The following is a 21,643-nucleotide window of genomic DNA, read 5'->3' as shown; positions in this document are numbered from 1 at the left end:
GTGCCTCTTGTAAACCATTTATGATCATATGGTTCACTTTCTTTATTATAGCATAAGAGTGCAGGCGGAAAAAGCAATCATCCCACCAAAAATTAGAAAGATTTGTTAAAGAAAAAACTTGTTGAAAACGGTTGTTATCGTTTTCAACAAGTTCTATTATCGTTACATTTCTACTGTTACAGCCGTTTCCAGCAAATATTTTTTCTTATACATTTCTAAATCAATTGGCTCTCCGTGGCATAATTTCACTGTCACTTCTCCGACTTCCACTTTTACTTCTAATAAGCGATCACGGAAGTTAATTTTGAAACGATAATTATCCCAGCCTGTTGGTAAAAATGGTGCAAAGCTTAACTCGCCGGCTGTTACTCGCATCCCAGCGAAACCTTGGACTATCGATAACCAGCTTCCGGCCATGGAGGTAATGTGCAAGCCATCCTCTGTGTCGTTGTTAATATTATCAAGATCCAGTCGCGCGGTCCGCTGATACAGTTCTACTGCTTTATCATACTTACCAAGTTCCGCTGCTAACACCGCATGCACAGCTGGCGATAAACTAGATTCATGTACCGTTAATGGCTCATAGAATTCGAAGTTGCGTTGTTTTGTATCAAAGTCAAAGTCATCATAGAACAAATATAAACCTTGCAGTACATCGGCTTGTTTAATGAAGCAAGAACGTAAAATTTTGTCCCAAGACCAGTTTTGATTGATTGGCATATCTTCTGCTTTTAATGTATCGGTCGAACGTAATTCTTTATCTAAAAAGGTATCGTGTTGTACAAAAATCTGCCATTTTTCGTCAAAAGGATAATACATTCTGTGTTCGATGTCTTCCCATTTAGCGACTTCATACTCGGTCACGCCTAGACGTTTTTTCGCTTCTGCGTCCAAGTTTTCCAGCGTATATCGAATTGTCCAAGCTGCGATATAGTTTGTATACCAGTTATTGCTGACGTTATTATCGTATTCGTTTGGCCCAGTGACACCGTGAATCATGTATTTATCTAATCGATCGGATAAATGCACGCGGTCGGCCCAAAAACGAGTGATTTCGGTTAATACTTCGATACCATCTGTTTTTAAATACGAATCATCGCCAGTGTAGTTAGTATAGTTGTAAATCGCATAGGCAATCGCGCCATTGCGGTGGATTTCTTCAAAAGTAATTTCCCATTCATTATGGCACTCGACTCCGGTAAAAGTGACCATTGGGTAAAGTGCGCCTCCTAAGCCGATTTTCTGTGCGTTGATTTTGGCACCGTCTAATTGATCATGACGATATTTCAGCAAGTTGTGGCTCACAGATTTGTCAGTCAGCGATAAATACATTGGAAGCGCGAATGCTTCGGTATCCCAATAGGTTGCGCCACCATATTTTTCACCAGTGAAGCCTTTAGGACCAATGTTTAATCTAGCATCTTCGCCGTAATAAGTCGCAAATAATTGGAAAATATTAAAACGGATGCCTTGTTGCGCGGAATCGTCTCCCGCAATTTCGACATCGGCTTTATCCCAGCGTTCGCGCCATCCTGCGACATGGGCGGCCAGTAACTCTTCGTAAGACAATGTTTCTAAACTATTTAAAATCGCTTCTCCCGCTGGCAAAATTTCTGCTTCTTCAAAATCACGAGAAGTCGTGATGACTACGCGCTTTTCAATTTGTGCCACTTCATTTGCTTGTATGTCGAATTGGTAGTGATTTTCAGCGTAAAGGGCTTTTGTTTGGTTTGTTTCATTTGCCGTATTGGTCTTATTTTTCATTACTGCTGAAACGGTGAAGCGTGGTGTACCAAAGTTATTTGGGATTGTTTTAGTTACAAGTGAGCCGCGACTTGCTGATGAAGCTTTTTCGACTTCTTGCCAGAACATTTCTTCATAGTTGGCATCTTCATTTTGGACGTTACCATTTAAAGTAGATGTTAATTCCACTTTTGCTGGGCTTTCAGATTGCACGTGGTAGCGAATAACCGCCAGTTCTTTCGTTGCAATACTTAGGAAACGTTCCGCTGAAATCTGGAACGTTTTACTATTTTTAACGACCGTGAATTTGCGTCTTAAAACGCCTTTTTCCATATCTAAAACAAGTTCAAAATTGCTTATTTCATCTACAAATAAATCGAGTTTTTCACCGTCAAGACGTACTTCAATTCCGATAAAATTAAGGCCGTTAATGACTTTCCCAAAATAATCTGGATAGCCGTTTTTCCACCAACCAACGCGTGTTTTATCGGGAAACCATACGCCTGCATAATAAGTTCCAATATGGCCATCGCCCGAGTATCCTTCTTCAAAATTCCCGCGCATCCCCATGTATCCATTACCGAGTGAAGTTAGGCTTTCTTGCAAACGTTTATTTTCTTTATCTAGTTTGGTTGTCCGTAATGTCCATGGTTCGATTTCAAATAATTGCTTCTGTGCCATACTAAAACCTCCTAATTAGCGACTAGCAGCCATACTTTTTTCACTAGTCTTATAAAATCTTGTTTTCAAAAATGTCCATGCTATCATTAACACCATTCCGAGCGACTGAACAGCCATAATAACGGTAATATCAAAGTAGATAAAGCCGATAATACAAGCCGCAACCACTGGAATTCCCAGTGCATTTAGCGTTAAATTTAATGATTCTTTAAAAGAAGCAATGCTTGAAAAACTGCTCCGTTTTGTCATCCAAATGAAAAGTGTCGTGAATACAGCTAACATAAGAGAGCTAACGAAAATAATCGAGCCAATCATTAGCACCATCGATAAGAAAACAAACGCTTGGTTTTCTAAGTACCACTGCGCCGAAATCCAATCAACGAGCGATTCTCCGGATGTAATTTCGCTTAAAGTCGCGTTTTTTGGATAGCTTACTTCAAAATCATATCCACTCGCATCTGTTAGCGTCATTTCTCGGTCTTTGATGTTAATCACGTTCTTCGCTCCAGCAAGTTCTCTTTTCGTTAAATTCACTCCAGCAACACCATTCGCTGATTTTTCGACGATATGCGCATTTTTATCGGTTAGTTCGCCATTTTCAAGTGTCAGTCCACCAACCTCGGCCGCCAATTGATCCGTGCCAAGCGTCGCCATTTTCGGCATTAAACTCGGTAAATCAAAGCTCGACTGGTTGGCAAAATGAGCGGATACAGGTAATAACAGCAACGCATTTAAGAAAATAAACACGATGACCATTTGCCAGAATTTCAGTACTTTCCGCCCTTCGAAAATTGCCGTTGGACCGAGCGTACTTTTTACATATTGAATGATAAACGGAACTTTTTTCATTGATATCACAGCCTTTTTAAAAATCAATTATCCTTTTGTTCCACCAGCAGTTAGGCCGGAAACAAAGTTCTTTTGTAAGAAGAAGAATAGCAAACAAATTGGTAGCGCGGCTAAGATTGCGCCCGCTGCGAATAAGGCTACTTTTTGTTGTTGTGGGTTGGCGATGAACGTTTGAAGTCCTACCGCGATTGTTAAGTTTTCTGGCGTTCTTAGTAAGAATTTTGCAAGTAGGAAATCGCCAAATGGTCCCATGAATGCCCATAACGCTTGAACGGCAATCATCGGTCTTACTAGCGGCAAGATGATTTGGGCGAAAATTCGGAAATGCCCTGCGCCGTCTAGTTTAGCGGATTCATCCAGATCGCGTGGCACGGTATCAAAGTATCCTTTCATCAGCCATGTGTTCATTGGAATTCCGCCACCGATGTAAATCAGTGTTAAGAACCAATATTGGTCCAATGCGCCTAGTAGCATTGCTAACACGTAGAAAGCTGTTAGTGCCGCCATTGTTGGTACCATTTGAATAATCAAGAAGAACACCAAGCTATTTTTACGACCTTTGAAACGGTAACGGCTGTATGTATAACCGGCTAGCGTCACAATCGTTACTTGCATAATCATTGTTACAACTGCGATAATTAGCGTATTTTTGTACCAATCGAGATATAATGTTTCATTAAATAATCTTGTAAAGTTATTCAGCGTCCAGCTATCCGACCACTCAAGCGTAAATGCCGCGATATTGCCTGGTTTGAAGGCCGAAGATGCAGTTATTAGAATCGGATACAAAATAATAATCGTAAGCACGGTTAAAAATAAATACGTGAAAAACTGTGTTAAAAACTTTGTTGTCCGTTGATCTTTCATAAAGTCTCTCATTTACATCATCTCCTCGTTCCCAAAGGCATTCGTCTTCTTAAAGGCAATCATCGAAACAGTGATAACGATAATGGAGATAAGAAGCGTCACAGCAGCAGCTACAGCGTATTGTGGCGAAGTACCTGTTGTTAATTTGTAAATCCATGAAATTAAGATATCGGTTGATCCTGCGCCTGCTCCGACACTTCCGGGACCACCTTCATTGAATAAGTAGATTATCGAAAAGTTATTGAAGTTAAATGTATATTGCGTAATAAATACCGGTGCTGTTACAAATAAAATCATCGGTAGCGTAATTTTGCGGAACCGTTGAATCGCGCTTGCTCCATCAATTCTAGCTGCTTCGTAAAGCTCACCAGGAATCGCTTGAAGCACCCCTGTTACCATAACGTAAATATACGGGAACCCAAGCCAACCTTGGATACCAATAAGTGCCACTTTTGTCCAGAAAGGATCTGTTTTCCAAGCAATCGCATTAATATCAACGAATGGAAGATGATTTAGAAGTGGAATGACTTGCGAGTTAATCGCCCCGATACTATCGTTGAACATATTTGAAAAACTCATAATTGTAATAAAAGCTGGTACCGCCCAAGGAAGTAAGAAAACAACCCCAAAAAGACGTTTCCCTTTAATAAAGCTTTGGTTCGCAACAATCGCTGTGAATACCCCAACAACAATTTGTAAAGAAGTCGCACAAATCGTCCAAACGAGCGTCCACGAAAATACACTCAAGAACGTGTCGCGATACGAACTTAGGAAGAAAATATTAAAGAAGTTCTTAAATCCAACCCAGTCAATCAAGTTCGCTGGCGGAATATGGTAAAAATCATAGTTCGTAAATGCCATGAAAAGTGTTACAAGAACAGGGAAAATAATAACAAAAGTCATCACTAGGTAAGCGGGTAGTGTAAGTAAGTACGGGAAGCCTTTGTCGAGCATATTTTTTATAATAGCAATTGCGGAACGATTCACAGTTTCACCAAGGTTCCACTGCATCGCCACGCGTCTTGCATCGAAAATATTTATAAACCAGAAGCCTATAAATAGTAATGTCACAATTAATTGTAAAGTACCCTCAATCATTAAGAATAAGGAATGGTCCACACCTGGCACAGATCCAAGTGTCACGAGGCCAATAAGTGCATTCAGCCCAACTGCAAAAAATTCTATGATAAACAAAGCAAATAGTGCGAAAAAGACAATCCCTTTAAAATTTTGCTTATTATAAAATTGACCAAGTCCTGGAATGATTGATAACAAAGTCGCTTGACGAACATTTTTAATTTGTTTTTGTTCTAGTTTCATTTTGTTACCCTCAATTCTAGATATAGATTCACTAGCTAAGTTGAAAAAATTGGCGGAGCGCGCTATCTTTGCCCCGCCAACTCATAATTATTTAGTATATTTTTGCGTTACATTGTCTTCAATTACTTTTACTGCATCATCTGCTGATTGTTGCGGTGTTTTCGAACCAGAAGCTGCATCAAACATTAAGTTTTCAGCGCCAGTCCAAACTTCCGACATTTCAGGAATATTTGGCATTGGTTGTGCATTTTTGTATTGTTCGATAACGGCATTTGTTAATTCGTCATTTTTCGATTTTGCTGTATCGCGTGCTTTTAAGTTAGCTGGTACTTCATTTGTCATATCATATAAAGTTTCTTGATTTTTTTGGTTAGTCACATAATCCAACCATTTTTGAGCTACATCTTTGTTTTTAGAATAGTTACTTACAACCCAACCTTTACCGCCTGCAAATGGAGAATACTCTTTGCCATTATCAAGTGTTGGGATTTTTGCTACACCGTAATTAATTTTTGCTTCTTTGTAGTTTGCTGCTGACCAAGGACCGCCTAGAATAGCTGCTGCTTTACCTTTAACAAATTGATCTTGGATAAAGTCATCCGCACTCTTATTATCTTGCATACCTTTTGGCCATACATCTTGGAACCATTTTGTTGCATAAGTAATTCCTTCAACCGAACCTTTATTGTTTAAACCGATGTCTTTTGGATTTGTGCCTTCATCGCCGAATACATAACCGCCGTATCCTGCAAGAAGTCCGTAAGAGAAGTAGAAATCAGTCCATTTTGCTAAGAAACCAGTATTTTTTCCTTTTTCAGAAGTAAAGGCAAAACGAGAATCTTTGGAAAGTGTTTCTAAATCTTTGAAAGTTGCTGGAGCTTTGTCGAGTAAATCTTTATTGTAGTAAAGAACTAATGTTTCAATAATTGCTGGAGCGCCATAAATTTTATCATCAATCGTTACTTGTTTTTGGTCTTTTTCATCGTAATCGTCTTTATTTCCAAGTTTCACTTCCGCCAAATGTCCTTGTTGACCTAGGCTTCCGATTCTATCAAATGCGGACATCATTACGTCTGGAGCAGTTCCAGCTGGTCCGTCAAGTGGCAGTGCTTCTAATGTTTCAAACATGTCTTTTTCGACAACTTTTACTTTTACGTCATTGTCTTTTTCAAAATCACCTTTTATTTTGTTCACGTAGTCTTTGTAACCTGCGTCAACAGAAACCGTTAATGTCTTTTCATCAGATGAGCCCGATTTGCTAGTATCTTTTCCGCCACCACATGCTGCCAAGCTTAAAGCCATTACTAAAACCGCCGAAACTATTCCCACTTTTTTGAAACGCTTCATTTACTTTTCCTCCTCTTTATGAAAAAAGTCGCTCTTTACTGTCTGATTTTATAAGTCCCTTTCTTTTTTCAATTCTTTTTTAAAGTTTGTGAATTAGGTTAACCTATGCATTTATTATATGCTGATTTCGAAAGCGTTTACAAGGAGATTTCACATGTTACCGATAACAACATTTTTCTAGTAAACATGTGAAAAATCCCTTTACGCTGTTGATTTAACTGTTTTCTTTAATAACAAGAAATCCTTTTGCTGGGATGACAAGATTATCTGATACAGCTTGATTGTTCCAAATATCAGTTGCTGCGTTTTTAAATGATATTGTGAAATCTTTCTCTTCATTGGCTTGATTGAAAAGGAAATGCAGTTTTTCGCCATTCAGTTCTTTTGTAAATGCGGTAATGCCTGTTTCACTACTTGCGCCTAGCCAAGTTAATTCACCGGATGTGATGATTGCTTGGTTGTCTTTTCGAAGCGCAATCAGTTGTTTCGTAAATGCTAGCATAGCTTGATTTTGTTTTGCTTCATCCCACTCCATGCACTTACGGCAACCAGGGTCATTTCCGCCATCCATACCGATTTCTGTGCCGTAATAAATACACGGCGAACCAGTGTGCGCGAACATGAAAGCAAGCGCCTGCTTCACTTTATCTTCGTCATTATTAGCACGTGTTAAAATCCGCGCCGTATCATGGCTATCTAGCATATTGAACATCACTTCATTCACTTGATTTGGATAGCGCATGTATTGTTCATTAATGCCCGAAACCATTTGCTCTGGCGTGATTTTTTCTTCAATAAAGTTCTCGATAATGGTTTGCGTAAATGGATAGTTCATCACTGCATGGAATTCATCGCCGAGCAACCAAATCCAAGAATCATGCCAAATTTCACCAAGAATATAAATATCTTCTTTTTCCGCTTGGACTGCTTTTTTGAATTCTTTCCAAAACGCATGATCGACTTCATTAGCAACATCTAAGCGCCAGCCGTCAATATCAAATTCGCGAATCCAGTAAGTTGCAATATCAAGAAGATACTTTTGAACTTCTGGGTTAGCTGTATTTAATTTCGGCATATGTGTCGTGAACGCAAACGTATCATAAGAAAGCGTTGGTTCACCTTCGATATTGCCATTTTCATTTTGACGGACAGGGAAACTGTGAATATGGAACCAATCGCGATACACTGATTTTTCTTCGTTTAAAACAACATCTTGCCACTCAGCGGAAGTATCACCAATGTGGTTAAATACCGCATCTAGCATAATCCGAATGCCACGTTTATGCGCTTCTTGAACCAATTTTCTAAAAGTCTCTTTATCACCAAAATGCGGATCAATTTTTTTATAATCAACTGTATCGTATTTATGATTGGTCGGTGCCTCAAACACAGGCGTCAAATAAATCCCGTTAATACCAAGCTCTACTAAATAATCTAAATGCTCGATAATTCCTTTAATATCGCCACCGAAAAAGTCTGTCGTGCTCGGATCTTTACTTCCCCATGGCAACGCATTTTCCGGAGAAATTGCCGGATTGCCATTCGCAAAACGTTCTGGGAAAATTTGATACCAAATCGTTTTCCCAACCCATTCAGGCGCTTCGAAAGTATCCACAGCATGTATAAAAGGAAATTTAAAATAATAATCCATCGTAGCTAAATTTGCTTCAGTCGGTTCAAAAAAGCCACGTCCACCATAAAAGGTCGTTTCTCCTTCTGTATCCGTTAACAAAAAGCCATATTGAAGACGTCTGTGCTCTGGCGTAATTGCAAAAAACCAATAATCATGCTCTTCTGTTTCGGCAATTTTGCGCATTGAATAAGCTTCACTTTGCCATTTTCCATCGTTCCATAAGTAAGGGTCGGCCGCAATTAGAGTAACCTCGCTAATATCCAAGCGTTTCGTTCTAATCCGAATATGTAGTGTTTTCGCGTCATAACTATAAGCATAGCTACTCGCTGGTTGATGATAAATCCCTGCTTTTTCCATTTTTTCTCCTCCTATATCACTTTTCGTTCTATTTCAAATTAGCATTTCCATTAAAGCGTTTGCAACCTTTTCTCGCTCGTTAACGGTAACAAGATTTCCGAACTATTTAACATTCTTTCAACATACTATAGAAGAAAACCAATTCTCCCTCCTCCTTTAAAGTGACAAATAAGTAACTTTACTGATTTAAAGTAAAGAGCTATAATAACTCATGGACTACTGAAATGCTCTTAAAACTGGTCTAAAAGGAGGATAAAATGGAAAATACTTTAAGCTTAAAAAAACAAGGGTATTGGTTATTTTCCAGCGCAATCATTATTGGTGTTCTTTTTCTTCTTTTGCCACACATCATTTCCAATATTGGAGTGTTAGAATTTATAGGTGCTTTTTTTAATGCCCTATGTATGGGGGTTATCGCTTTTATCATACTGAAAGCTGAATTCCTCGATTGGTTTAAACATTTTAGTTTCAAATGGATAATCATTGGTGCTCCCGCATTAATCATTATCAGCTCTATTTTCAACATTGCCTGGGCTTACTTCGCAGGTAGTACTACTGAAAATGGTATCAACAGTGTTCTTACATGGTCTTACGTCTTTACAAGTATTCCGTTTATGCTACTCGGCGAAGAATTACTATCTATTAGTTTACTCTACGCCGCTTGGAAAAAATGGAACTGGAAATTCTGGCAAGCGTCCTTGCTTTGCGCGTTACTTTTTGCAACGTGGCATCTGACTTCCTATGATTTTAATTTCCTACAATGTATCATTACGTTAGCACCAGCTAGACTCATTTTGAACTACTTATTTAAGAAAACAAACTCGATTTGGGTCACTTTTATCGTTCACTTCATCTTTGATTTTATTGCATTTTTACCGATTTTACTCAAATAAAAAAGACGCTAGGAATACAGATTCCTAGCGTTTTTATTACTCTTCTTTTCCAGTTGTAGAGGCTCGTATCAGTAATTCCGGAGTAAATAATAGGTTTCCTTGAGGTTTTCCATGATCATTAATTTTCGCAAGTAACATTTTTGCGAGTTCTTCCCCCATTTCGACGACCGGAGAACGAACAGTAGTAATTTTAGGCGATGAAATTCTATCTAAGAAAACACCATCAAACCCTGTTACAGCAATGTTTTCACCAAAACGGCGACCAAATGCAGCGGCCGCTCGAACGACACCAATGGCAATTCGATCTGATGCGCAAACAATTGCAATTTTTTCTGAGTTATATCGTAGTAATTCAAATGCTTTTTCTTCTGCGACACTAGAACTATTCGCAATAAAATAGCTTTCCGGCTCCAAACCCTGTTTTTTCACTACTTCTTCGTAACCTTCTAAGCGCGATTTCATAAACTGTTCATCTAATAAATCAATTCCTAAAAAGACGATTCGCGAAAAACCGATTTCAACCATATGCTCTGTTGCGAGTGCGGTCCCTTTTTTATTATCTACATCGATAGAATCATAGCCACGTTTATTTTCACCATAAAAAATAACTGGTTTATCAATATCTAAAAGTCCTAAATCATAATCTTTGTCGCGTATTCCCGTAACAATAAGCCCGTCATAAGCTCCGATATTTCTGGACCTTTGTGTAACGAGTTGCAACGAATAATAGTACTTATCTAACTCCCGACTAATGCCTGTTAGTAAGTTCATGTAATATGGTTCAACTGTATCAATTTCTTCTAAAATCAAAAACTTTATGACTTGTGTCCTATTTTGAACAAGCGCCCTGGCAGCATAATTTGGTACATACTCTAAGGCTTCCATTGCACTATAAACAAGCATTTTCAGTTCATCTGAGACTTGATCTGGATGATTAATAACCCGTGAAACTGTCATTTTGGAGACATTTGCCCGTTTCGCAACATCTGCTAAAGTCGCCATCTCCAACCTCCTCCATTCATAATCTTTCTTATTGTACCATCTTTTACGCAAAAAAAAATAAGAATTAACCCACAAAAAAAGCATTCTCTCGAAAAGTCCGAAAATGCTTGGTTTATTATGATTATGTAATGAGTCATTTTATAGTGTTTGCCACTTTTTTTGAGAGACTCTACGTTCCTTCGTTTGTTGATAAGCTTTGATAATCACTCTGCTTAACTGATGAATCCCGCCAATGATAATTCCAATGACAACAGCAACGAGCGTAGTTGTTAGAAAACTAATAAATGGAAAACTAGATGCATTCATAGCAGCAATTCCTAATATAAAAACAATAATAGTAGGTAGTACATAATACCTAATGTCCTGCTCCTGCATTCAAAGCGCCCCTTTACCAAAATAATAACTCCCATCAACTACTGAAATTATAACGCGAAAACTGGCTTTTTTCAAGGCTTGGGCGGATTTTAAAACTGTGCGCTAAAAATGATGAATGGCTCTATACAGCGCTTTCCAAAGAGGAGCTAAATCCACTCAGTATGAATTCATCAAAAAGAAAAATTTGTTACCACTTTGTAACATTAATTAAGTCCTTTTGCTTATTTTTAGGTAAACTTATATTTATTCATTTTATTAGATAAGTATTACTGTTTATGTCGTTATGCTCTGAGTTAATTGCTTAATTATTTATAGCATATACAAAACGCGGTGCTCTTGTTGTAGGATGTAAAAATAATTTTTGATTTATGCAAAAAACTCTATTCACTCAGAAAAATTGATTTTAGAGGTTTTTCTCAGGTTCAAAATACGGTTTTTGCTTAGGTGAAAATCATGTTTTCTACTGAAAACTAACTTCAAAAACGCAATTTCGGCTTTTTACAAATAATTAAACACCGGTTATGCTTACATTGTTCCATTATAAAAACGGAAGAGCTCCCCCCTCTTCCCCCGAAGGTCTCTTCCGTTTTTTCTCTTGTTATTCTTTTAAATGATAAGGATATGTTGACACTACGACATCCCTTTTCATTAGAAGTCTAGTGCGAATCAATAGACTTGTTTGGTTATGAAGGACATTTTGCCAACCTTTTCTAGGGATAAATTGCGGTATTAATACCGTTAGTGAGTAATTGTCTTGGTCTGCTTTTTGCTTAGCCGTGTCAATAAATTTCATTAATGGATCTGAAATAGATCGATACGGAGAGAACAGATTAGCCATACGCACTTCCGGGTGAACCCTATTCCATCTCTCAACAAATTCTTTTTCCTGCTTTTTATCAATAGAAATGTGAACAGCAATGACCGTATCACCAATAGACTTAGCATATTGCAATGCGCCTTCTACAACCTTGGTGGTATCAGACACACAAATAATGACGGCATTTCCTTTAAAATCAGGCAAGTCCATTGTTTCGTCAATTCTAAGTTGTGGACCTACTTTCCGGTAATGATGTCTTGTCCGGTGGAACACATAAATCATAATTGGCATAAAGATAAATACCGGCCATACAGATTCAATTCTCGTTAAAAATAATACTAACAGAACCGTGAATGAAATCGAGGCACCAAGTAAATTAGCGGATAATGCCTTTTTCCATCCTTTTGGACGCTGTTTCCACCATTTTACAATCATTCCTGTTTGCGACAGTGTGAATGGTATAAATACCCCGACAGAATATAGCGGAATAAGTAGTTCTGTTTTCCCTTTAAATAGAATAATTAGTAAGATAGAGCCGATTGCTAAGGTAATAATACCATTTGAGTAACCTAGTCGATCTCCTCTAGCTAAATACATTCTTGGCATAAATTTATCTTTCGCCAAGTTAAATGCTAACATTGGGAATGCCGAGAATCCGGTGTTAGCTGCTAAAACCAAAATAAGTGCTGTTGTAGCTTGAATAAAATAAAACATGAAGTTTCTACCAAATACATTTTCGGCAATTTGAGATAATACAGTTACTTTTAATTCAGGTACCGTTCCATAAACAAAAGCAAGTACCGTTATTCCTACAAAGAAGAAACCTAACAATCCTGCCATTAGTGTTAATGTTTTAGCTGCGTTTTTTGGTCGTGGTTCTTTAAATAATGGAACTGCGTTTGAAATAGCCTCAATACCAGTCAAAGAAGCAGAACCTGATGCAAATGCTCTTAGTAAAAGGAAAATCGTAACGCCTTGTACATGTGTTCCCACTGCAGCAGTTTCATGACTTGCATCCATACCAGTTAAAACTTTAAATAAACCTGTAAAAATAAGAGCAATAATAGAAAAAACAAATAAATATACTGGTATTGCGAGCAAACTAGCTGATTCAGTAATCCCTCTAAGGTTGATAATTGTTACCCCGACAACAAGTAGTACAGCTATAGGCACTGCGAACGGATATAACGATGGGACTGCAGAAACAATGGCATCTGTTCCAGACGATACACTTACAGCAACCGTAAGCATGTAATCTACTAGCAAGGATCCACCTGCGATTAACCCAGCATTATTCCCTAAATTCTCTCTCGAAACAATATACGCTCCACCACCATGTGGATAAGAGTAAATAATTTGTTTGTACGATAGATTAAGAGCAAACAAAAGAACAAGTACGCAGAGCGCGATTGGTAATGAATACCACATTGCGGCAGCACTAACAGTCACGAGTACCAATAAGATTTGTTCTGTACCATACGCAATAGAAGAAAGTGCATCTGATGACAGAACTGCTAAAGCTTTTAATTTCCCCAGTTTTTGGTCTCCAGCTTCTGATGTTTTCAGAGGGCGGCCGATTAATAGTCTTTTTAGCGGCGAAGCCATTGTATTCCCTACCTTTTTTATTTGATTTTTAGCTAACTCCAAGATGACCAGACACATTATAGCACAGCTGATTTTAGATTGTAATACTAAATTAAATTATTTTAGTCACCTAATTATTTTCTGAGTGAATAATTGTTCATAATGCTTGTTTTCGCAACTTTTCCAACTAAAAATTTATTTCATACGTCTTTCAATATACATACCCATTAATAAGATAAATAACCCGTTTTTCTTAGCTATATTTTCAGAAAAAAAAGAATTTAATTTGGGTATTTACAAATGATAACCTTTTTTTATATAATAGTTTCTAGCGGTAAAAAACTTTTATACATATGGCCCGTTGGTCAAGCGGTTAAGACACCGCCCTTTCACGGCGGTAACACGGGTTCGAATCCCGTACGGGTCACTTTTAATCAAAAAAAGCAGTTTAAAAAATATTTTTCATTTTTTTCAAAAAAAAGCTGGTAAAATGATTCAAAATGTTATATCATGTACTAGTATCTGTTTTAAAGAATTAATTATGCATTAGATTTCGATGTGCCAGCAGTGAGAGCAATTCTTAGCCGACTTAGCTCAATCTGGTAGAGCAACTGAATCGTAATCAGTAGGTTGCGGGTTCAATTCCTGCAGTCGGCATTTTATAGCGGAGGGGTAGCGAAGTGGCTAAACGCGGCGGACTGTAAATCCGCTCCTTCGGGTTCGGTGGTTCGAATCCACTCCCCTCCACCATTTTCTATTATTGGGCTATAGCCAAGCGGTAAGGCAACGGATTTTGATTCCGTCATGCGCTGGTTCGAATCCAGCTAGCCCAGTCATATTTAGAGCCGTTAGCTCAGTTGGTAGAGCATCTGACTTTTAATCAGAGGGTCGCTGGTTCGAACCCAGCACGGCTCATCTTTAATGAACAAGCAAAGTAATTACTTTGCTTGTTTTTTTAATGTCTACTTTTCGCCTTTATAAAGCAAAAAATAAACCATTTTACTAAATAGTTTATCTTTTTTCTAAGTATGACTATGGGGCTGTTGCGGTAGACTTTATTCTTCCACACGGACTTTCATATCTGTTCAACAAAACAAAAGACTTCGAATTTTCTGCTAAAAATCCTGATTCTATCAGCTTTCTGCAAAGGTGTGTGACTGAACGTACGGATAGGTTAGAATAGTTAGCGATAATTTTTCGTGTGAAACATTTTGGAATACGAAGCATCCCTTCTTTTTCAACACCAAAAAAGTTTCCGAGTTGTTCTAAAGACTCTTTCAAGCGACTTTCCCCATTACCACGCATTAGATTGCATTTTTCGATTAGTACATTTTCGTGATTTCGATTATTAAGATATAAATAGAGCCACCCCTCTTGCATCCCAATAATCGAGCAAATTATATCTTCTTTATCAAATTCATATGCTGTAATTGTTTCGATAACTCTAGCCGTATATACATCTGCTTCGGCCATGAAATAATCATTTAATCCAACAATTTGGTCTGAACCTAAAAAACTTATTACATTTTTGTTCTTCTCTAATGAAACAATCCCTTTTTCAATAAAATAAACCTTGGTATTTATCGTATCTTCAGTTAGTAAAATCATGTTGGTCGGCATCTTTATTTTTTTATAAAGGATTTTGTTATCGATTAAAGTTTGCAAGAAGCTAGCATAACCAAATTCTTCTTCCAAAATTTTTTTACTATACAAATCTTCAAATACGGATTGCATTTATTGTCATCTCATTTCTATTTTGTGTTATTAGCAAATAGTTTTATAATGCGATGAGTGGCTTCTTACAAGTGATGATACTACCAAACACTTTTAAAAGGAACCCAACAAAAAAACAAAACTTCCTACTTTACCCAGCTATTTTTGACTTTTTTGTCACAATTGAATTTTACTCACATTATAAATTATTGTGTAAGTTTCTTTTGATACTTCTATTATAAGCTGAGCCACCTTTCTCCAACTTTTCATTAAAATTTTTCCACACACTATTTAAGTGAAAATAGTACCTTCCTTAATACCTTTTTTAAAGCAAAACTTCTCCTTTCTAGTGATTATGACGATATTTTGTACTATTTGTGAAAGTTTCTAATTCTTGATTTTGTTCTTCTTCGCTTCTATTTTTGCAAAAATGTTCTGCTGGAAGAATAAGTTTTATGCTCTAAGATTGCGGGAATCAAAGGGCATAGGGGGAATCGGTATGTATTTAAAAGAAACGTTAGATCAATTTGCTTCGTTAAATAATGTGCTTATACTACTTAAGAAAAATCCGAGCTTCAATAAACACTGTATACAAGAACGGCTCCCACAAAAAACGATTATCGCATCCACTAACCAACGAAAACACATCTATATAATAGAAGAAGGTTTTATGAAACTAATATTTGATGAAAACAAACCGCATGATTTTTCTTATATCTTATCCAAAGGCACGTTTCCTTATTTGCCTGTTTATACGGAAGATATCCCTCAGCACACGTTGATGGTTGCTCTCACAGATGTCGTGTGGTGGAAAATTGATATTGGTTTCTTTAAAAATATGATAACGTTTGAAGATCCACGAAATTATCTTATGCTTCATCAGTTAGCGGAAACAAGGAGAAGATTTTATACTATCGCTTATCAAGAGAAACTGACTTCTCGGGAAAGTATTTATTATTCTTTAAACGCGCTGATTGAGTTTGGTTTGCGTATCTCTGAAAAAGTAGTAGAACTTCCAGAATTTTTAACCTATCAAATACTTGCGGATCATGCTAATACTTCTAAGAGTTACACGTCTAAAGTGCTAGGACATTTACGTGAAGAAGGAATTTTGGAATCACAAAAAAAGCCCTGGCGCATTAACGATGTCCAGAAGCTTCGACGATTAATTGAGACAGATGTCCCGCTTATAAAGATACAAAAAAACTAAGAGCTAATTTGCGCTCTTAGTTTTTTGAAGTTAAATTAGTTCACTTCGCCAAGCTAGTGTTTTTGCTTGTTGGTATTTCTCCACTTGGCCGATTGATTGAAATAGTTCCATTTTATATTTCACGACTTCTTTTGCGGCATCAATGCAGTCTGGGTAAATTGCATTCGCATCCCAAAGCTCTGTTGTACTGAGGATTTCACGGCATTTCTTATAAAAGGCATATTTATAATCGCTCGATATGTTCACTTTTTGAATGCCAATTTCGACTGCTGCAGCAATTTCAGCATCTGGATTTGCAGAACCGCCATGAAGCACGAGCGGGATATTCACCAAAGCTTGTATTTCTTTTAAAATATCCAGGCGTAGTTTTGGCTCTTTGTCTTTCGGATAAATACCGTGAGCTGTTCCAATCGCCACTGCTAGCGTATCTACACCAGTGCGGCTAATATATTCTTCCGCTTCTTCAGGTTTTGTATAAATAATCTCGCTGACGCCACCTTCAATGCTATTCCCCGTTTTTCCGATAGTCCCAAGCTCGCCCTCAACCGAAACGCCCAGCTTGTGACAAACATCGACAACTTCTTTTGTCACTCGAATATTTTCTTCAAAAGGTAATAACGACCCGTCAATCATCACAGAACTAAAACCACAACGCACTGCTCGCATCACAACGGCCATATTATCGCCATGATCTAAATGAAGCACAAATGGAACTGGGCTATTTTTAATTCTCGCAAGGACATATTGGAAAAAATCATCTTTTGTAAAATCTAATTCTGTTGGATGCACGGCGATAATTGCTGGGGCATTATTTTTTTCGGCTTCTTCTACTACTACGCGTAAAAAGTTACTGTCTGCAACATTAAATGCTCCCACCGCGAATTTATTTTCTTTAGCTACTTCTAATAATTGCTTCATATTTACTAACATATTTTCATTTCTCCTTTTAAAGTGATTTTCCGGTTGAACCGGATAGTTGAATATAATACTGCACAGCTTCTTTGCCAGCCATAATCGTTTCATGGATGAGGTCGACATAGTTAATCGCTGGGTTTTCTTGTAAGGTCGTTTTTATTTTATTGGTTTGTGCTTTCATAAAGTCTGAGCCGACATTGATTTTGTTAATGCCAAGTCGAACGGATTCGCGGATATTTTCTGCCCCACAACCAGACCCGCCGTGCAAAACGAGTGGCATATTTGTTGCAGCTTTAATTTCTCGGACAATATCAAATTGAAAAGCCGGTGTAAAACCTTCTGGATAATCGCCGTGGGAAGAACCATAGGAAATGGCTAGTGCGTCAATTCCCGTGCGCTTTGCAAAATCAATTGCCACTTTGGGATTGGTATACATGTCTTGATTCGTGTAATTATCTCCCGTCACCGCGCCAATATTACCAACTTCCGCCTCGACACTCGCATTAAAAACCTCCGCAAACTCGACCATTTTTTTCGTAATTGCAACATTTTCTTCATATGGATAACTGGACGCGTCCATCATCACACTTGAAAACCCATCTGCTAAGCATTGCTTCACTATTGCCACATCTTGCCCGTGGTCTAAATTAATCGCTACTTCCACACTTGCTTCTTCTGCCATTTTTATAATCGGCTGCGTTAAAAATCGACTGCCAAGGTGACTTGTTAAATGATCTTGAAGTAAATCTATGATGATCGGTGCCCGAAGTTCTTGCGCTGCATCAATAACCGCCCTCGCTGTCTCCAAATTAAAACAATTAATGGCCATTACTGCATAACGCTCCTTGTTCGCGCGTGCTAACATTCCTTTCATCGAAACGTACATTTGCCTTATCTCCTCGCCTTATGAAATTTTAATTCCAGACAAATCGACTTCCTCTTCTTCCTCTAATCCTTGGTCTGCAATGAGTTCTTCTTCCTTGGTTGGTTCACGTTTCAGAATGAGCAACATCGCTGCCGTAACACATGTGCCAATTAGTAGCGCTAAGCAGAATAAAAATGGTTCATTCATCGCTGGGACAATAAACATTCCGCCTGATGGGACGGGCGAACCAATCCCCCACGTCATACTAAGTCCACCACCGACCGCGGCCCCAAGTGTACAAGAAATAATTACGCGAATCGGGTCTACTGCTGCAATCGGAATAACGCCTTCTGTAATCATGCAAATCCCCATCGGAAAAGCGATTTTGATATTGTCTTCTTCTGATTTGGTATATTTTTTCTTTTTAATCAGTTTGGAGACTACCCACGAAAGTGTAACTCCAAATGGCGGCACCATCGAGGCTAGAATTTTCACCGCTTCTGGTTCCTTAACACCTTCTAAAAGCAATCCATCGGCAAATAAGGAAGCAACTTTATTTACTGGTCCACCAAAGTCAAATGCAGCCATAGCTCCGAGGATTGCGCCGAAAACAAATCGCATGCTGCCTTGCATACCTTGTAAGAAACTCGTCATCGCCTCTGTTGCCCAAACGATTGGAACACCGACAACGAAATACATCAGGAGCCCGATAACCAAACTACTAATAAGCGGAATAATCATCATCGGCATTAAACCTTGCGCCCATTTTGGCACTTTGACATATTTGACAAGGATAAGGATAAAATAACCAACTAAGTACCCTCCAAGCATCCCGCCTAAGAAACCTGCACCGATGGAATTGGCGATAAGCCCCATCAGGAGACCTGGCGCAATCCCGGGCCTATCCGCTATCGAGTAGGCTATCGCACCGGCAATAACTGGCGCAAGTAAGCCCATACCGAGAACACCGAGAGAAACGAGCGCATCTGGAATAGAATACGGCGCTTTGTAATTTTCAATAACCTGTCCACTTGTTAAATTTCCAATGGCAATAAGTAACCCCGAGGCAACAACTAACGGTAACATATACGAAATCGCTGTAAGTGCATGTTTTTTGATTTGCAGTTTTTTCATCATACCGGTTCACTCCCTAGTTATTTATTTCGTTGTCTATTTTATTGATAATTTGCTTTGGTGCTTTAATTGCTAAATCAGTCGGGATTTCAACCACACGTTTCCCTTTAAAACGATCTTTTCCACTGATTTTAATATCGGCTGCAATAATCACTACATCGGCGTTTCTCACTTGTTCTACGGAAAGTTCGTCTTCAATCCCAATCGTTCCTTGTGTCTCAATATGGATGGAATGCCCGAGCGCGATGCCTGCTTTGGTTAGTTTTTCCTTGGCGATGTAGGTATGTGCGATTCCAGATGTACAAGCTGCAATTCCAATAATATTCATCTCAAACTCCTCCTAATCCTGATTTTTAGCTAACAGTTTAATAAAGTCTTCTTTTGTCTGTACGGTTTGAAATTGGCTAATCACCTCATCATCTGCGAGTAAAATCGCTACTTTTTGGAGTAACTTGATATGCGTTGTTGTAGCATCCGAATTTTTCACAGCGAAAAGAATAATAATATTAACTGGCTGTTCATCAAGCGACTCCCACTCAACCGGCTTCCTCGTTCGTCCAACAGCAATTGATGTATTCGTTACGCTAGCTGATTTACCGTGCGGAATGGCAACACCTTCACCGAGCCCCGTTTTCCCTTCTTCTTCGCGGTACAATACATCCGCTATAAAAGCCTCTCTATCTGCTACAGCACCAGTTTTAACAAGTAAATCGGTTAATTCTTCAATTACTTCTAATTTCGTCGTTGCTGCTAAGTCTAAATCGACAAGCTCCGGACTTATCACTTTACTAATATCTAATTCTTGGATATCCATGGGTTCGCCTCCTATAAAGTTTCCATCAATTTTTTCACCATCATTTTATCTTTTTCTGTAAACATCGCACTAACGAGCAGCGATGGAATTTCCTTGTTACTTTCTGCATGAACAGTTGTTAGAATAAAATCAATATTCCGATAGTATTGCAAGCTGTTTTTGTATCTAGTAGATGATAAAACGTCTACTATCTCGACATCAGGAAAAGCTTTTTGAACCTTCACTTTTAAAAGTTCGGACGTTCCGATGCCGCTTGAACACATAATAATAATCCGTTTTACTAGCGGGGACGCTTCCATATGTTTGGCGAAATATATCGTGATATAACCAACTTCATCATCTGATATCGTATTCAACTTAAAGGTTTTTGCCACATCACGGGCTGTTGCTTTGATGATTTCAAACAATTTGCCGTATTCTAATTTAATGTCGCTTAATAAGTTATTTTTTATGTTAATTTGATGATTCATTCGGTTGACCATCGGCTTCATATGGCTGAGTAATTCGATTTTCAGTTGTTTTTTATTAATCGGCATATTGATTTTAGCAGCCACTTGATTGATATAAAAATCAGTCATTTCCTCCACGATAGGTAAAACATTACTCGGAACTAATTCGATTTCATGATTAAAACGAGACGAAATCAAGTATTGTAGAAAATGAAAGATTTCTCGCTTTGGCAACGTCATTTTTAAATATTGTTCGATTGCTTCAATGGCTTCCACTGCGATCGTATGCAGTTTTTCATTCGTTACAATATAAGCGTCATCACTTTCGTTAAAATCTTCCACAACTCCTTGGCGAAAACGATTGATTAAAATATACAGATGCGAAAAAATATTAATATCATATGGGTACGGAATATTAATCATCAGCTTGCTTTCAATCATTTCCATCTGCCTAACAATAAACTGAACATCCGCTTTATTAAAATCACTATATTCCGTTTTCAAATCATCGTAGCTCGATAAATCAATGTTATTAATCACTTCATTAATTGCAGTGCGAATATTTTCTTCTGTGCCAACAACTCGAATTTCTTTTTGCCGTTTCTCAAGAGCTAAATCATATTTCTCGATAGATTGATTTAAAAGGGCAAAATCGTTTTTGATTGAATTATAGCCAACATAATAATCCTCATATAGCGCCGTTACATCTAAATATTTAGGAGATTTAAATAGTACTTGCAGTAAAATTTTTTCTCGTCTTTCTGTTGGTGTATAGCCAAAAATATCGCTTGTTGTTTCTAATTTCGCTTGAATATATGCCTTGTAATCAAGTTTAAAACCACGTCCTTTTTCAGATATAATGATATCTTTTTCTTCTGTCGTGGCATTGATGTTTTTAATCTTGCGGTAAATGGTTTTAGAGGAAACGTCTAGAATTTCAGCTAGTTGCTTTGCTGTCAAAAAATCGTTTTTCGTTAAGAACAAGTTAATTAATGCACGCTCCGTTTGGGTAAGAAGCATTTCATCACCTCCCTCTACGCTCTATTATACACAAATAAAAGAAAACGGTTACACT

General features: G+C 38.0%; 17 protein-coding genes, 5 tRNA genes and 1 pseudogene. 7 read left to right on the top strand and 16 right to left on the bottom strand.

Translation table 11 applies throughout. The annotated features are described in order from the left end of the window. Positions 1-162 precede the first annotated feature (162 nt). The 6 genes from mdxK to HCB49_RS08005 form a co-directional block, all read right to left on the bottom strand. On the bottom strand, positions 163-2,424 hold the full coding sequence (gene mdxK, locus HCB49_RS08030; RefSeq protein ID WP_185604624.1) for a maltose phosphorylase MdxK: 2,262 nt from the start codon (positions 2,422-2,424) through the stop codon (positions 163-165). A gap of 15 nt (positions 2,425-2,439) precedes the next feature. Next, the gene (locus HCB49_RS08025; protein WP_185604623.1) at positions 2,440-3,273 is read right to left on the bottom strand and encodes a DUF1189 domain-containing protein; all 834 of its coding nucleotides are present in this window, start codon (positions 3,271-3,273) and stop codon (positions 2,440-2,442) included. 27 nt (positions 3,274-3,300) lie between these two features. Beyond that, complete coding sequence (locus HCB49_RS08020; RefSeq protein ID WP_003763416.1) at positions 3,301-4,152, bottom strand: sugar ABC transporter permease; 852 nt, start codon at positions 4,150-4,152, stop codon at positions 3,301-3,303. Further along, entirely contained in the window at positions 4,153-5,460 is a 1,308-nt protein-coding gene (locus HCB49_RS08015; protein ID WP_185392236.1) for a sugar ABC transporter permease, read from the bottom strand. 87 nt (positions 5,461-5,547) lie between these two features. Continuing rightward, complete coding sequence (locus HCB49_RS08010; protein WP_003739497.1) at positions 5,548-6,807, bottom strand: extracellular solute-binding protein; 1,260 nt, start codon at positions 6,805-6,807, stop codon at positions 5,548-5,550. 214 nt (positions 6,808-7,021) lie between these two features. Further along, on the bottom strand, positions 7,022-8,797 hold the full coding sequence (locus HCB49_RS08005) for a glycoside hydrolase family 13 protein (protein WP_185604622.1): 1,776 nt from the start codon (positions 8,795-8,797) through the stop codon (positions 7,022-7,024). Positions 8,798-9,054: 257 nt separating this feature from the next. Here HCB49_RS08005 and HCB49_RS08000 point away from each other — a divergent pair, with 257 nt between their 5' ends. Further along, positions 9,055-9,690, top strand: a complete 636-nt coding sequence (locus HCB49_RS08000; protein WP_185604621.1) for a CPBP family intramembrane glutamic endopeptidase — start codon at positions 9,055-9,057, stop codon at positions 9,688-9,690. A gap of 36 nt (positions 9,691-9,726) precedes the next feature. Here HCB49_RS08000 and HCB49_RS07995 read toward each other — a convergent pair whose 3' ends face one another. The 3 genes from HCB49_RS07995 to kimA form a co-directional block, all read right to left on the bottom strand. Further along, the gene (locus tag HCB49_RS07995) at positions 9,727-10,692 is read right to left on the bottom strand and encodes a LacI family DNA-binding transcriptional regulator (RefSeq protein WP_185481026.1); all 966 of its coding nucleotides are present in this window, start codon (positions 10,690-10,692) and stop codon (positions 9,727-9,729) included. Positions 10,693-10,830: 138 nt separating this feature from the next. Then, positions 10,831-11,067 carry a hypothetical protein gene (locus HCB49_RS07990; protein WP_185481027.1) on the bottom strand — a complete coding sequence of 79 codons (237 nt, stop codon included), beginning with the start codon at positions 11,065-11,067 and terminating at the stop codon, positions 10,831-10,833. A gap of 598 nt (positions 11,068-11,665) precedes the next feature. Next, positions 11,666-13,489 (bottom strand): potassium transporter KimA, encoded by a 1,824-nt coding sequence (gene kimA, locus HCB49_RS07985; protein WP_185392242.1) that lies wholly within the window; start codon positions 13,487-13,489, stop codon positions 11,666-11,668. Between the two features lie 334 nt (positions 13,490-13,823). Here kimA and HCB49_RS07980 point away from each other — a divergent pair. From HCB49_RS07980 to HCB49_RS07960, 5 genes are all read left to right on the top strand, one after another. Next, positions 13,824-13,895: transfer RNA gene (locus HCB49_RS07980), tRNA-Glu, on the top strand. A 156-nt stretch (positions 13,896-14,051) separates the two neighbouring features. Then, positions 14,052-14,125, top strand: a tRNA-Thr gene (locus tag HCB49_RS07975). Between the two features lie 9 nt (positions 14,126-14,134). After that, positions 14,135-14,218, top strand: a tRNA-Tyr gene (locus HCB49_RS07970). An 11-nt stretch (positions 14,219-14,229) separates the two neighbouring features. Continuing rightward, positions 14,230-14,301: transfer RNA gene (locus HCB49_RS07965), tRNA-Gln, on the top strand. 9 nt (positions 14,302-14,310) lie between these two features. Next, positions 14,311-14,383, top strand: a tRNA-Lys gene (locus HCB49_RS07960). A 117-nt stretch (positions 14,384-14,500) separates the two neighbouring features. Here the strand turns inward: HCB49_RS07960 and HCB49_RS07955 are convergent. Then, positions 14,501-15,202, bottom strand: a complete 702-nt coding sequence (locus HCB49_RS07955) for a Crp/Fnr family transcriptional regulator (RefSeq protein ID WP_185481028.1) — start codon at positions 15,200-15,202, stop codon at positions 14,501-14,503. 478 nt (positions 15,203-15,680) lie between these two features. On the opposite strand from HCB49_RS07955, the pseudogene HCB49_RS07950 reads away from it, so the two are divergent. Continuing rightward, a pseudogene (locus HCB49_RS07950) lies at positions 15,681-16,411 on the top strand (Crp/Fnr family transcriptional regulator). A 10-nt stretch (positions 16,412-16,421) separates the two neighbouring features. Here HCB49_RS07950 and HCB49_RS07945 read toward each other — a convergent pair. Genes HCB49_RS07945 through HCB49_RS07920 form a run of 6 tightly spaced genes read right to left on the bottom strand, consistent with a single transcriptional unit; the run spans position 16,422 to position 21,588 of the window. Continuing rightward, on the bottom strand, positions 16,422-17,321 hold the full coding sequence (locus HCB49_RS07945; protein WP_185604619.1) for a ketose-bisphosphate aldolase: 900 nt from the start codon (positions 17,319-17,321) through the stop codon (positions 16,422-16,424). 16 nt (positions 17,322-17,337) lie between these two features. Further along, entirely contained in the window at positions 17,338-18,192 is an 855-nt protein-coding gene (locus HCB49_RS07940; protein ID WP_185604618.1) for a class II fructose-bisphosphate aldolase, read from the bottom strand. A gap of 18 nt (positions 18,193-18,210) precedes the next feature. Continuing rightward, a complete protein-coding gene (locus HCB49_RS07935; RefSeq protein ID WP_185481042.1) occupies positions 18,211-19,305 on the bottom strand; it encodes a PTS fructose transporter subunit IIC in 1,095 nt (364 codons plus the stop codon). Positions 19,306-19,321: 16 nt separating this feature from the next. After that, on the bottom strand, positions 19,322-19,633 hold the full coding sequence (locus tag HCB49_RS07930; RefSeq protein ID WP_185481031.1) for a PTS fructose transporter subunit IIB: 312 nt from the start codon (positions 19,631-19,633) through the stop codon (positions 19,322-19,324). 12 nt (positions 19,634-19,645) lie between these two features. Further along, complete coding sequence (locus HCB49_RS07925; RefSeq protein WP_185604617.1) at positions 19,646-20,119, bottom strand: PTS sugar transporter subunit IIA; 474 nt, start codon at positions 20,117-20,119, stop codon at positions 19,646-19,648. A gap of 11 nt (positions 20,120-20,130) precedes the next feature. Continuing rightward, positions 20,131-21,588 (bottom strand): BglG family transcription antiterminator, encoded by a 1,458-nt coding sequence (locus tag HCB49_RS07920; RefSeq protein ID WP_185604616.1) that lies wholly within the window; start codon positions 21,586-21,588, stop codon positions 20,131-20,133. Between the last annotated feature and the right edge of the window lie 55 nt (positions 21,589-21,643).

Source organism: Listeria cossartiae subsp. cayugensis, assembly GCF_014229095.1.
Taxonomy (GTDB): domain Bacteria; phylum Bacillota; class Bacilli; order Lactobacillales; family Listeriaceae; genus Listeria; species Listeria cayugensis.
The sequence above is the reverse complement of the archived record's forward strand: the minus strand, read 5'-3'. Positions and strand labels throughout refer to the sequence as shown.